Origin of the sequence: Salinimonas profundi (assembly GCF_014750655.1) — a bacterium.
Lineage (GTDB): Bacteria > Pseudomonadota > Gammaproteobacteria > Enterobacterales > Alteromonadaceae > Alteromonas > Alteromonas profundi_A.
The window spans coordinates 249,500-263,183 of record NZ_JABBXD010000002.1 but is presented as its reverse complement, the minus strand read 5'-3'; the positions used below and the strand labels follow the sequence as shown (position 1 = coordinate 263,183).

The window sequence follows — 13,684 nt, the reverse complement described above, 5'->3', positions numbered from 1 at the left end:
GTATCTACACTATCAGGCTCTGAGGGCTGCGAGTCCTGTGGCGGTGTGTCTGTAGATGTTGTATCGGTCTGGCTCTGGGCATCGGGATTGTCGCGCTGGGCTTTTTTTGCTTTGGCGCGCGCTACCGCAGCGGCAATGCGCTGTTGCTTTTCAGTCTTGGCATTCTCTGTACCCTCTGCAGTCTCAGTATTCACTGAGGTATCTACACTATCAGGCTCTGAGGGCTGCGAGTCCTGTGGCGGTGTGTCTGTAGATGTTGTATCGGTCTGGCTCTGAGCATCGGGATTGTCGCGCTGGGCTTTTTTTGCTTTGGCGCGCGCTACCGCAGCGGCAATGCGCTGTTGCTTCTCAGTCTTGGCATTCTCTGTACCCTCTGCAGTCTCAGTATTCACTGAACTATCTTCACTATCAGGCTCTGAGGGCTGGGAGTCCTGTGACGGTGTGTCTGTAGATGTTGCATCGGTCTGGCCTTGGGCATCAGAATTGTCGCGCCGGGCTTTCTTGGCTTTAGCGCGTGCTACCGCAGCGGCAATGCGTTTTTGTTTTTCGCTTTCAGCAGTTTCAGACTCAGATGGTTGTACATCCTGTGACGATGTTTCTGTCATCTGAGACTCAGAACTATGTGCCTCAGAATTACCACGCTGTGCTTTTTTGGCTTTAGCACGCGCGACAGCTGCGGCCACGCGTTTTTGCTTTTCTGTTTTCTCAGGCTCGCTAATCACGTCATCAGTTGCTGGCATTGACGCCTGTTGAATGTGTTCTGCATCAGTCTGTTGAGGGGCTTGCTCAGCTTTTTTAGCTTTTGCTCGGGCTATCGCAGCAGCAACCTTTGCTTGTTTGTCTGATTGCGGTGGAGCGTCATCAGGCGCTGTAGTAACGCTTTCAGCGCGTTTAGACTTGGCCCTTGCCAGTGCCGCAGCAACTTTGTCTTTAGGCGCACCAGCAGACGCGGTTTTTGCTCTGGCCTCTTTGGCGCGTTTGTGTTTTTCCTCGCGCTCTATCTTTTCACGTTCAAGGCGCGCTTTACGCGCCTCAAAACGTTCTTTGGCTTTCTCTGCCCGGGCTTTTTCATCTCGCTGTTGCCGGATAGCAGATTTAGCCTGTCGGTAGTAATGTACTAGCGGTATTTCACTGGGACATACGTAGGCACATGCTCCGCATTCGATACAATCAAAAAGATTGTACTCTTGTGCCTTCTCGTATTCCTGGGCCTTGGCATGCCAGAATAATTGCTGAGGTAACAATGTAGCAGGGCAGGCGTCAGCACAGGCGCTGCATCTTATACACGCTCGCTCATGGGTATCATCAACCAGCTCGCCGTTACCGGGTATCAGCAGACAGTTAGTAATCTTAACCACAGGCACATCAGCATCGTTGAGAGTGAACCCCATCATAGGCCCTCCCATTACCACTTGCGGATCTTTCTGTTTGCCACTGTTATAGTGCGCAACGCCTAACAGATGATTAACCGGCGTGCCGATTAACGCCCACACATTCCCCGGCTTTTCCACGGCCTCACCGGTCAGGGTAACAACCCGCTCGATAAGTGGTTTACCATGAAATATGGCATCGGCAATCGCATAGCAGGTACCCACGTTAAACATGAGCACGCCGATATCTGCCGGCAAGCCGTCCCGGGGGACCTCGCGGCCGGTGAGTACCTGTATAAGCTGTTTTTCACCTCCAGCAGGGTACTTAGTCGGCACAGAGACAACCTGGATAGCCGGGTTGTCCTTACAGGCGATTTTCATCGCCTCCAGCGCCTCTGGTTTATTGTCTTCTATCGCCACGATAATAAGCTGTGGCCTGACCAGGTGAGACAGCACATCAGCGCCTTGTCTGATCTGCCAGGCGTGCTCACGCATCAGACGGTCGTCGGCAGTAATATAAGGCTCGCATTCGACGCCATTGATGACGATAAACTCAATTTTCTTAGTACCGCTCGCCTTAATATGGGTTGGAAAGCCAGCTCCGCCCATACCTGAGATGCCAGCATCACACAGTGCTTCAATCACTGAGGCGGGTTCTCTGGACGCGTAGTCTGACAACGGCGAAAGTGTTGTCCAGGCTTCCTCTCCATCAGGTTGTATAACGATTGCTTGCTCGCGCAGGCCGCTGGGATGTGCCGTAATGTGCTGACCAATATCTGTCACCGTCCCTGAGGTTGGCGCATGTACCGGAATGGCAAAAGGATGGGAGCTGCTGGTCAGGGCCTGCCCCTTTTTCACGCTATCGCCTACACTGACGGCAAGGCGTCCCTCTGTACCAACATGTTGTCGGACAGGGATAATTAACTTTTCAGGCAGCGGTACGCGTCTGATTGCCTCTTGATTCGAAATGGATTTTTTATCCTGAGGATGCACGCCGCCCGGAAAATCATAAAGATCTCCCGCTGTTAACTTATTCACGATTTGTTCAAAACTGGTGCTCATCACTATGACACCACCTTCACCGGTATATCGCCTTTTGGCGTTTTATCAAAATCCCATGTCCATGAAGTGGTAGTGGGAGATACCGGGACCATATCAATACAATCGACAGGGCAGGGGTCGACACACAAATCACACCCGGTACATTCTTCGGTAATCACAGTGTGCATATGTTTTGCCGCGCCGAGAATTGCATCCACCGGACATGCCTGAATACATTTTGTGCAGCCGATACATTCATCTTCACGAATAAACGCAACTTTTTTCTCGTCTTCTTCACCGTGGGCAGCGTCCAGTGGTTTGGGCTCAACCCCCATAAGATCTGCCAGCTTTTTGATGGTTGATTCACCACCTGGAGGACATTTGTTAATTTCATCCCCATTCGCGATAGCCTCTGCATAAGGCCGACATCCGGGATAACCGCACTGACCACATTGCGTCTGAGGTAAAATCTCATCGATTTGGTCAACCAGAGGATCGCCTTCCACTTTAAATTTCACGCTGGCATAACCCAATACCAGCCCGAAAATTAACGCCAGCAATCCAATGGCTATGAGTGCAACCGTCATACTCATTACAATTTCACCAATCCGCTAAAGCCCATAAATGCCAGCGACATCAACCCTGCGGTGACCATCGCGATAGATGCACCCTTAAATGGTGTAGGTACATCCGCTGCTGCGAGTCGTTCCCGCATGGCGGCGAAGAGGATAAGCACCAGAGAGAAGCCTACCGCCGCGCCAAATCCGTAGACAAGGCTTTGCATAAAGTTATGCTGTTCTGTCAGATTGAGCAGCGCCACACCAAGTACAGCACAGTTAGTGGTAATTAAGGGAAGAAAAATACCCAGTAAACGGTAAAGGGTAGGGCTGGTTTTGTGCACCACCATTTCAGTGAATTGCACTACAACTGCGATCACGAGGATAAAAGCAAGAGTACGCAAATAGCCGATACCCAACGGCTGCAAAATATAGGTTTCTACCAGATAGCTTGATACAGACGCCAGCGTGAGCACAAACGTGGTCGCCATGGACATACCGATGGCGGTTTCAAGTTTACTTGAGACGCCCATAAACGGGCACAAACCAAGAAACTTCACCAATACGAAGTTATTGACCAGTACTGTTCCAACAAGTAGCAAAAGAAAATCGGTCATGTTGCTAACTGATGCTCCACGCAGTTCAAAGGGGGCGTTTGAATTCGCCAGACATCTGACAGAGGATTAGCCTCAAATTATGAGTGCCTATTATCGCTGTTTGTAGAGCGATTAACAACTTGATAAGACTAAGGTTATTTAATCTGTCAGCAGATAATAGAAAATTGTATGTAAATGAGACAGTAACGCTGAATTTGAAAAAGATTTTTTGCGGAAGAAGGCATTGAAATATAAAGAGACTGGCTCCCCCTCCCCGACTCGAACGGGGGACCTGCGGATTAACAGTCCGTCGCTCTAACCAACTGAGCTAAGGGGGAGCAGATACTCTTTATCATTGAAAAGTTGGCTCCCCCTCCCCGACTCGAACGGGGGACCTGCGGATTAACAGTCCGTCGCTCTAACCAACTGAGCTAAGGGGGACCTGCTTTTCAACGGGAGCGAATATTAAAGACCATCCGTGTCGCTGTCAACAAACTTAGTGCGATTTTTTTCTAACTGTTCAAAAAGTGTCTTTTTTGCCTGTTTTAGCTCGATTTTGCATCAAATAATCAAAAGTACCGTTTAAACTCTAATCAGACGCTATAACCTACTCGTAAAGCAGCTTTTTTTTATTTTACAGACAGGGACAGATTAAGGACAAGTTGGCTTATAACTAAAAAAGAGGAAACGTTAATAAAATACTATTAAATAAATCTTTTTAACTGTTAATACATACAGTGTGTCGCAAAACTGTAACCTAATTCTACTGTTTAAAAGGTTAGTCATCACTTACACGTTATTTCTCAGGGATGCCAAAAATCCGCGTGATTACTGGCTTTAGCTTAGTTATCCACTAAAACTGTGGATAACTATGTTGATAGTGCGCCTGAACTCTCCGATTACTGGTGATCCAGTTGACGGACCAAAAGCGTTCAGGTTGAGATCTTCTTAGAGAAATATCGAATAATCAGTAGGTTAAAATCTTACAATTGATCTTAATGTAGATCAGTTGAAGATCCATTAGACATCATAGTGCTTGTGTGTTATTTCAACGCCAGCGCTGGATAACTACCCACAATTACAGCGCTATAAGCCTTTGATTACACTTTTTTAACACGCGCGGTTCACAATTTAACGTATCGATGGAAATGAATTACCGCCAATGTTGCGATTTCAAAGCTACAAAAAAAGTGTTATCTAACTGAAACACTGCGTAAGTACGATAAATAGTGACATCATTACAAGGCGTTTTGTCCTTTATTGTCTGTTTTTATCGTGTTCATTCGCCATTGCGCTGTTACTTCATAAATTTAATTGTTCACATTCAGATACAGACTTTTTTCTTATCTGCTTTCAGCGGCAGTGAAAAATAGTCTCATTATCGAATAAGACTTTTAATACATTGATGACTGCTGTGTAATAGTCACCTTTGAGCTTACATAGGAAAGTCGTGAAGAAAATCACCAAAACACGAAACGAGAATCTTACCGAGGGAGAGGTCGGCAAAACACTGCGTCGAATGACGGTGCCTATGATTCTGGGTATGGTAATGATGATGAGTTTCGGGCTGGTGGATACCTTTTTCGTCAGTTTGCTTGGCACTGAGCAACTCGCGGCAATTAGTTTTACCTTTCCGGTTACGTTCACTGTTATCAGCCTTAATATAGGGCTGGGGATAGGGACATCGGCTATTATTGGCAAACTGTTAGGCGCAGGCGCGAAGAAAGAAGCCAAACTACATGCTACCGGTTCATTGATGCTATCTGTAATACTGGTAAGCGTCCTGGCCGCAATCGGTTATGTGCTGATCGATCCTATTTTCCAGCTGCTTAATGCCAGTGACAACTTATTGCCTTATATAAGGGATTATATGAGTGTGTGGTACTTGTCCAGCGTGTTTTTAAGTTTACCGATGGTGGGTAATAGTGTGCTGCGCGCCTGTGGCGATACAAGAACACCCAGTATTATCATGGCGTCGGGCGGTGCGCTCAACGCTGCCATGGATCCTATCTTTATATTTGGTTTTGGCCCGGTCCCGGCTATGGGAATCCAGGGCGCGGCAGTTGCGACTTTCGTTGCCTGGTTATTTGGTGCCGCCTGGATCATCTGGCTGTTAGCAGTGCGGCGCGAATTGATGGTGCCACGGCTGCTTACCCTCACTGAATTCATAAAAAGCGCCCGTGATGTACTGAAAATAGGTTTACCGGCAGCCGGTGCCAATATGCTCACTCCGATTGCCGGCGCGGTTATGACAGGCCTGGTTGCTACCTACGGGGCTGAAGCGGTGGCAGCATGGGGCGTCGGTAATCGCCTCGAATCAATAGCCAGTATTATCATTTTGTCCTTATCAATGACGCTGCCGCCCCTTATCAGTCAGAATGTGGGAGCCAATCTCCACGATCGTGTTGAGGCGGCTTACAAGATTACGCTTAAGTTCATATTAGTCTGGCAGCTTATTGTTTATATCTTACTGTGGTTATTGTCTGACTGGATAGCGGGAATATTCGCCAATGAAAAGGAGGTCGCACAATTAATTACGCTGTTCCTGGCTATCGTTCCGCTGGGATACGGCATGCAGGGCGTTGTAATACTGACGAGCTCTTCCTTTAATGCGATGCACATGCCAATGACTGCGCTGGTACTAAGTATCATCCGTCTGTTTGTGTTGTTCGTACCAGTGTCATACGCAGGTAGCCTGTTGTTCAACATTCCCGGATTATTTTGGGGGAATGTCGTGGCCAACATCTTAATGGCTGTTGTTTCATTTATTTCGTTTAAACGCGCACTGATAAGGCAGAAGGCCCGGTCAGTCGCCAGTGAGGAAGAAGTGACTTTATGAGCCGAGGGTTCGAACTGGTTTCTCAATATCAGCCAGCTGGGGATCAACCCAAAGCGATTGATGCATTAATCGACGGGTTGGAAAGTGGGCTCGCTGCTCAAACGCTGTTGGGAGTAACAGGGTCTGGTAAAACATTTACTATGGCCAACGTTATCAAGTCGGTACAGCGACCCACGCTGATTCTTGCACATAACAAGACGCTTGCCGCCCAATTATATGGTGAGATGAAAGAATTTTTCCCCAATAACGCCGTCGAATATTTTGTCTCTTACTATGATTATTATCAGCCGGAAGCGTACGTTCCCAGCACAGATACCTTTATCGAGAAAGATTCATCGATTAACGATCATATAGAGCAGATGCGGTTGTCCGCGACAAAGGCGCTGATGGAGCGACGGGATGTTGTGATTGTAGCCAGTGTTTCTGCTATTTATGGCCTTGGTGATCCGGAATCTTACATGAAGATGCTGCTGCATTTGCGACAGGGCGACACCATGGATCAACGCGATATCCTGCGGCGTTTAGCTGAGTTGCAGTACAGCCGAAACGATCTGGCGTTTGAGCGGGGTAATTTTCGTGTCAGAGGCGATGTAATTGATATATTCCCTGCTGACTCTGAAAAACAAGCTGTTAGAGTGGAATTGTTTGACGAGGAAATTGATAAGATCAGTCTCTTTGATCCTCTCACCGGTGCGGTAGAAAAAAGTGTGGTACGAGCCACTGTTTTTCCAAAAACGCATTACGTCACGCCCCGCGAAAAAATTCTGGATGCTATAGAGCGAATAAAAGAAGAGCTTAAAGAGCGCAAGGAGCAACTGAAGTCGGTCAGCAAACTGCTGGAAGAGCAACGGATATCTCAACGCACGCAATTCGACATAGAAATGATGCTCGAACTGGGTTATTGCTCCGGCATTGAAAACTACTCCCGTTACCTGTCAGGACGTGCTCCCGGCGAACCCCCTCCAACGTTGCTGGATTACTTTCCGGCTGACGGACTTATGTTTATCGATGAGTCACATGTAACCGTGTCGCAGGTGGGCGCCATGTATAAAGGCGATCGTTCGCGTAAGGAGACGCTGGTAGAATATGGTTTCCGCCTTCCATCGGCGCTGGATAACCGTCCGCTGAAATTTGATGAATTTGAGCAAATTTCGCCCCAAACCATTTATGTCTCGGCAACACCGGGTAAATACGAGCTTGAAAAATGTGACGGAGATATCGTTGAGCAGGTTGTCAGACCGACCGGCTTGCTGGATCCGGAGATAGAGGTTCGCCCGGTTGCCACCCAGGTCGACGATGTGCTGTCTGAGATTCATAAACGCGTGAAAGTGGATGAGCGCGTGCTTATCACGACACTCACCAAGCGCATGGCTGAAGATTTGAGTGAGTATCTCAACGAGCATGGCGTGAAAGTCAGATATCTGCACTCTGATATAGATACGGTCGAACGCATGGAAATAATCCGTGATTTGCGATTAGGAAAGTTTGACGTGCTGGTGGGCATTAACCTGCTGCGTGAAGGACTGGATATGCCGGAAGTGTCGCTGGTTGCCATTCTTGATGCAGATAAAGAAGGTTTCCTGCGCGCGGAGCGCTCGTTGATACAGACCATCGGCCGCGCGGCAAGGCACATCAATGGACGGGCAATATTGTACGCAGACACCGTGACTCAGTCGATGCAAAAGGCGATGGATGAAACCAATCGTCGTCGTGAAAAGCAAAAGGCTTACAATACCGAACATGGTCTCACACCACAGCGTCTGAATAAGCCGATCACCGACATTATGGATATTGGTGATAGCAGCGATGGCAAGTCGGGCAAGGTGAGATTGCGCAAAGTCAGCGAGAAGAAAAAAGGTGAGCATCCGGCGAATGCCACCGATCTGATGGCTAAAATTACAGAACTGGAAAAACAGATGTTTGAGCATGCCAGAGAACTGGAGTTCGAAAAAGCTGGCTCCCTACGTGATGAGATTGAGCAACTGCGCAAACAGGTGGTGTCCATTTCTTAAAAAGTGCGGGCAAGTGTATTGGTAAAAATACGCTTGCCTCAGTCACTCCAGCTTCTCTTTTAGCTACCAAGTTCAATAAACTTAAAAAATCCCGTTGTAATCCCTTTCACTGTTGCCTATTATGGGTTTTTGAGTATCTATAACTATACCTATAAAATGGTGACTCCATGTTAAACCGACTTCAAGAGTCAGACATCAAGCTTCTGCGGGTTTTTTATGCTGTGGCCAGCTGTAATGGCTTTACTGCTGCAGAGCCTGTACTTCGAATGCAACGTCCTAACATCAGCGCGGCCATCAAAAAACTGGAAGAGCGACTGGACCTGGTACTTTGTCATCGCGGGCGTGGTGGATTTCAAATGACCAAAGAAGGCGAAGTGGTATTTCAGGAAACCAAACGAATATTTAATGCGTTCGACAACTTTGTCTTTAACCTGAAGTCATTACACGATGACTATTCCGGGCATATCACACTGGTACTAATGGCCGGGTTACCGCTATCAATTCAGCTTGCTGTCAGTAAGGCTGTGAAAAGTACCATGAAAAAGTTTGATGACATTCACGTCAATATCCAGACGCGCCTGTACAATGAAGTGGAACACGTAGCATTGTCCGGCGAATGCCATCTGGTAATATCTACCTACGACATGGTTAAGCCTGAATCTGTGACTTTTCATCCTATCGGCGTGAAGTGTAAAGGGCGTCTTTACTGTTCACCGAGTCATCCTTTAGCAAAATACCGTGATACGCCCTTGCCGGACGATGTGAAAATAGAAGATTTTCCGGCTATAGGCCTGTCTGGCCTGTCTTCTGGTAATTACATTGAAGATGACCGTCGTCTGGCCATTCAGACATTCTCTGACTCTTATGATGCGGCTATGTCTGCAATCATGACCGGTGAATACATTGCGTTATTGCCGGACTTTATTGCTAAAGAGCAGGGAGCGAGTCTGGGACTGGTGCCTATTGCGCAAGGCTCGATGTTCAATTTCGAACACGAATTGTTCGTTATGAATGGTAAAAATACCCGGCTTAACCCGGTCTTACGACACTGTATTAAAGAACTAAGCTACTTTATTTCAGAAAGTCAGAAGCAGTACGCCTGACAAGTATAAAGCCCCGGGCAGCATTCTTGTTGACTGTCGCCCGGGATTAATTCAGTTAGCTGATATTTTCATAATGAAGCGGATCCGTTGCCCCGTTATCGGCAAATGCTTCAAGACGCTCCTGACACGCACCGCATTTTCCGCACGCCTTTTCTCGTCCGTTGTAGCATGTCCAGGTTTCGCTGTAATCAAGACCCATAAACAACCCGTCTGCCAATATTGCTGTTTTACTTTCAAGCAAATAGGGCGTGACAATCTCTACCGGCGTATAGTTGGCAATTTTGCTCACACTGTTCATCTTCTCAACAAATTCAGGACGGCAGTCGGGATAAATGGCGTGGTCACCGGAGTGGGCCCCATAATACACTTTAGTCGCTTCCAGAGAGACCGCATAGCCGATTGCCAGTGAGAGCAGGATCATATTGCGGTTTGGTACCACGGTAGTCTGCATTGAAGGCTCTTCGTAATGGCCTTCTGGCACTTCAATATCACTGGTAAGGGCAGAGCCACCCACCAAACTGTTAATACTGGATATATCGACAACTTTATGCGGGATACTCAGGCGGTTACACACCCGTGCAGCATAATCGAGCTCTTTTTTATGTCGCTGCCCGTAATTAAAAGAAAGTGCATGGGGAGTTTTTCCTTCCCGAATCGCCTTGTTGAGCACGGTGTACGAGTCCATGCCACCAGAATAAATAACCACAACATTTTCAGACATGATGGTTTACCAGTAATTATAAATAATGACCGCAACTTTTAACGAAACTTGGTAAAATTGCAAGAGAACTTGTAGTCAGGGGAATAGATTGGGCGCGCAGCAACTTAGTATTAACGAAATGTTTGAGACCATCCAGGGTGAAGGGGTTTATACCGGGGTGCCATCAATTTTTATCCGCCTACAGGGGTGCCCGGTCGGTTGTCCATGGTGTGACACCAAGCATACCTGGACGTTGGATGATGCTTTTCTGACAACCTCCGAAAACGTAATAACCAAAACCAAAGAAAGCGAAGCGTTTTTCAATACAGACGGACAGGCAATTCTGGCGTTGTTTAATGAGCAGGGGTATCAGGCAAAACACGTCGTTATTACCGGTGGTGAACCTTGTATGTATGATTTAGTTGAGGTGACACGGCTCCTTCACGATAATGGTTTCACAACTCAGATTGAAACCAGTGGCACATATGAGGTTCGCTGTGCTCCTGAGACATGGGTGACAGTGTCACCTAAAGTCGATATGAAGGGCGGGTTACCGGTTTTAAAAAGTGCGTTAAATCGCGCCAATGAAATAAAGCATCCGGTGGCAATGCAAAAGCATATTGATGAACTTGATGCGTTATTGGCTCAGCTAGATAATGCCTGCCCGCATATCTGTCTGCAGCCAATAAGTCAGCAGGAGCGCGCCACGGATCTTGCAATAAAAACGTGTATTTCGCGAAACTGGCGTTTGTCGTTGCAAACACATAAATACATCGGTATTGAATAAATGAAGCTAAGTTTGCCAGGAGTGGAAAATGCTTTTTGGACATCGATTTAAAGGGATGTACATCGGGCTGCTTGCCTGGGTGATGCTACACGCGGGGCCTGCTCAGGCAGCCCTCTGGTCTATAACGTACCCGCGTCCCCTGAGCGAAAATGATATGCGCGCAGAATACCCGGTGGCACTGTTGACACTGGCATTAGAAAAAACCGGCGTTAAGTACTCACTGTTACCTTCCGAGCGTATTTTATTACAGGGTAAGGCACTGCGTCGCTTAAAAGAAAACCGGGAAGTGAATGTGGTATGGAGCATGACCGATGTGCAGCGGGAAAGAGACTTGCTTCCTATCCGTATTCCCATTGCAAAAGGACTGATTGGCTGGCGGGTTTTTCTGACAACTAAAAATCAGCTGGCTCAGTTTAGCCAGATTAACTCCAAGTCTGGCCTGCGAGCAATGACGCCTGTACAGGGGGAGGAGTGGCCTGATACAAAAATCCTTCAGGCAAACGGGTTCAATGTCTTTACGGTGCCAGAGTACGAAGAGGCCATGGGGATATTACAAACACGCCAGGCCAGCTTTTTTCCTCGTTCGGTAATTGAAGTAATCAGCGAGCTTGAAAGTGGCACACTGCCTGCCGATATTGTGCTGGAAAAGCGCCTGGCATTGTACTATCCCACGGCAATGTACTTTTTCGTAAACCGGGGAAATCCGACTCTGGCACGTCTTATCGAGACAGGCTTACAACGCGCTATTGAAGATGGCTCGTTTGATGCGCTGTTCGAGTCTACTTATCAGGAAACATTCAAAAGGCTTGAGCTCGACAAACGGCAAATCTTTATGCTGGATAATCCGGCATTACCTGAAGAAACACCGCTTGAAGATAAAGCGTTGTGGCATCAGCCTCGCGGTACAAATGTAAACCGGTGACGGTGGTCTGCAGTCAGCTGACTGAGGCGCTTTAGTCAACAGTAAGTTATACCGATGACTGGCATCAGAGATTAACAGGTCTATAGTGTGAACACGAGCTTTCTATCAACTTCATTTTAAGTAGCCTGCTGTATGCGTATCGCCCCCGAACCGAAAAATGAAAGCGAACGTCTGGAAGCGTTATATCAGTACGACATTCTTGACACTGACGCTGAAGATGTTTTTGATGATTTTACGCGTATCGCGTCACAAATATGCGGTACACCTATATCGTTGATAAGCCTGGTGGATGCAAAACGTCAGTGGTTTAAATCCAAAGTCGGGCTTGATGCATCAGAAACCAGCCGAGATATCGCATTTTGCGCTCACGCTATTCTCGAAGACGACATCTTCGAGGTACCTGATACGCATAAGGATGATCGGTTTTGCGATAATCCGCTGGTGACATCCGATCCCAATATACGATTTTATGCCGGCGCGCCACTTATTTCCTCTGCAGGGCATGCGATAGGAACGCTTTGTACCATCAGCGATCAACCTCAGCAATTAAATGCCCACCAGCGAGAAGCGCTCGCTATTCTGGGACGAGCCGTGGTATCACAGCTTGAGCTACGTCTTAAAGTACGGCAGTTAGATAAGGCAAATGAACGTAAAACAGATTTTTTGTCTACCATAAGCCATGAATTCAGAACGCCGCTGAACGCGATTATTACGCTGAATCAACTGATGTTGGAGGAGGCCGAAGGGGTATCAGTTCCGGCTATGTTTAAAGAGTACATGACTCACATTAATTACAGCGGTAAGCGGCTGCTTGATCTGGTGAACTCTGTATTGGATTTAAATAAGATCGAAGCAGGAAAGATGGATATTTCTGCTCAGAATATTAATACCAGAGACTTTGTTGACTCACTACGTGGCATGATGAAACCCAGGGCGCAGCAGCGAGGCGTTGAGTTTACCATTGCGCTGGATAAGAACGTTCCCCCTGTATTATTTTATGATGAGTCGAAGCTCAGTCAGGTCATTTTGAATCTGCTCAGTAATGCTATTAAGTTTACACCCGCAGGTGGCAAGGTTTCGCTTACCGTTCACTGTAGTGAGCAGCGGCTGTTTCTCATTGTCTCGGATAATGGCGTTGGGATCGACCAGGAAGATGTTTCACTGCTTTTTGATAAATTCACCCAGGTGGGCAAATATAAAGAAACTGAGGGCAGTGGCCTTGGGTTAGCTATTACCAAAGCACTGGTTGCGCTAATGCAGGGAGATATACATCTTAAAAGCGAACTGGGTGTGGGCACGACAGTTGAAATTGACCTTCCTCTTACCTCAGGTACCAGCAAAGACGAGAGCAGGGCGGCAAGTCCCGGCATCTTTGATAAAGAAGCTGCGGTACTGGTAATTGAGGACAATCTCATTAATCAGGAGGTGGCAAAGGCTGTTTTTCACTCATTAGGCATTGCTATTGATTTAGCTGAAACTGGCGAAGAGGGAGTCTCAATGGCCCGGTCCAAATCTTATGATTTAATCTTTATGGATTTAAATCTTCCGGGAATCAACGGCTGGGAAGCAACCGCACAGATTCGCAAACTTGGGATATCAACCCCGGTGGTTGCATTATCGGCGGATGTATTCGAGGCTGATGACAGTCAAAATGATAAGCGTGGCATTCAAAGTTTTATTACCAAACCTATCGACAAAACCAGATTGATAGAGGTACTTACTGCTTTTGTGCCGCAAAAATAATGGAAGGAGGCTTA

At 47.3% G+C, this 13,684-nt stretch carries 10 protein-coding genes and 2 tRNA genes; 6 read left to right on the top strand and 6 right to left on the bottom strand.

Annotated features, from left to right (window positions below; all coding sequences use genetic code 11):
* The 5 genes from rsxC to HHX48_RS05585 all read right to left on the bottom strand — a co-directional run.
* Positions 1-2,432, bottom strand: a 2,432-nt coding sequence (rsxC, locus tag HHX48_RS05605; protein WP_223858072.1) for an electron transport complex subunit RsxC, incomplete at its 3' end; no start/stop codon positions are given.
* Between the two features lie 2 nt (positions 2,433-2,434).
* Positions 2,435-3,004, bottom strand: a complete 570-nt coding sequence (gene rsxB, locus HHX48_RS05600) for an electron transport complex subunit RsxB (protein ID WP_191023035.1) — start codon at positions 3,002-3,004, stop codon at positions 2,435-2,437.
* On the bottom strand, positions 3,004-3,585 hold the full coding sequence (gene rsxA, locus HHX48_RS05595) for an electron transport complex subunit RsxA (RefSeq protein WP_191023033.1): 582 nt from the start codon (positions 3,583-3,585) through the stop codon (positions 3,004-3,006). The genes rsxB and rsxA overlap by 1 nt, the downstream gene beginning before the upstream one ends.
* Positions 3,586-3,825: 240 nt before the next feature.
* A tRNA-Asn gene (locus HHX48_RS05590) sits at positions 3,826-3,902 on the bottom strand.
* A gap of 26 nt (positions 3,903-3,928) precedes the next feature.
* A tRNA-Asn gene (locus HHX48_RS05585) sits at positions 3,929-4,005 on the bottom strand.
* A 1,090-nt stretch (positions 4,006-5,095) separates the two neighbouring features.
* Between HHX48_RS05585 and HHX48_RS05580 the strand changes: the two genes are divergently transcribed.
* The 3 genes from HHX48_RS05580 (at position 5,096) to HHX48_RS05570 (ending at position 9,518) form a co-directional block, all read left to right on the top strand.
* On the top strand, positions 5,096-6,403 hold the full coding sequence (locus HHX48_RS05580; RefSeq protein ID WP_191023673.1) for an MATE family efflux transporter: 1,308 nt from the start codon (positions 5,096-5,098) through the stop codon (positions 6,401-6,403).
* The gene (gene uvrB / locus HHX48_RS05575) at positions 6,400-8,415 is read left to right on the top strand and encodes an excinuclease ABC subunit UvrB (RefSeq protein WP_191023031.1); all 2,016 of its coding nucleotides are present in this window, start codon (positions 6,400-6,402) and stop codon (positions 8,413-8,415) included. Before HHX48_RS05580 ends, uvrB begins: the two co-directional genes overlap by 4 nt.
* Before the next feature lie 167 nt (positions 8,416-8,582).
* Positions 8,583-9,518: a LysR family transcriptional regulator gene (locus HHX48_RS05570; protein WP_191023029.1), complete on the top strand. Its 936-nt coding sequence runs from the start codon at positions 8,583-8,585 to the stop codon at positions 9,516-9,518.
* 55 nt (positions 9,519-9,573) lie between these two features.
* On the opposite strand, the gene queC is transcribed toward HHX48_RS05570, so the two are convergent.
* Positions 9,574-10,239: a 7-cyano-7-deazaguanine synthase QueC gene (gene queC, locus HHX48_RS05565; RefSeq protein WP_191023027.1), complete on the bottom strand. Its 666-nt coding sequence runs from the start codon at positions 10,237-10,239 to the stop codon at positions 9,574-9,576.
* 118 nt (positions 10,240-10,357) lie between these two features.
* Between queC and queE the strand changes: the two genes are divergently transcribed.
* From queE to HHX48_RS05550, 3 genes are all read left to right on the top strand, one after another.
* A complete protein-coding gene (gene queE, locus HHX48_RS05560) occupies positions 10,358-11,005 on the top strand; it encodes a 7-carboxy-7-deazaguanine synthase QueE (protein WP_191023024.1) in 648 nt (215 codons plus the stop codon).
* 28 nt (positions 11,006-11,033) lie between these two features.
* On the top strand, positions 11,034-11,927 hold the full coding sequence (locus HHX48_RS05555; RefSeq protein ID WP_397541063.1) for an amino acid ABC transporter substrate-binding protein: 894 nt from the start codon (positions 11,034-11,036) through the stop codon (positions 11,925-11,927).
* A 132-nt stretch (positions 11,928-12,059) separates the two neighbouring features.
* Positions 12,060-13,670: a GAF domain-containing hybrid sensor histidine kinase/response regulator gene (locus HHX48_RS05550; protein WP_191023022.1), complete on the top strand. Its 1,611-nt coding sequence runs from the start codon at positions 12,060-12,062 to the stop codon at positions 13,668-13,670.
* Positions 13,671-13,684: the final 14 nt, after the last annotated feature.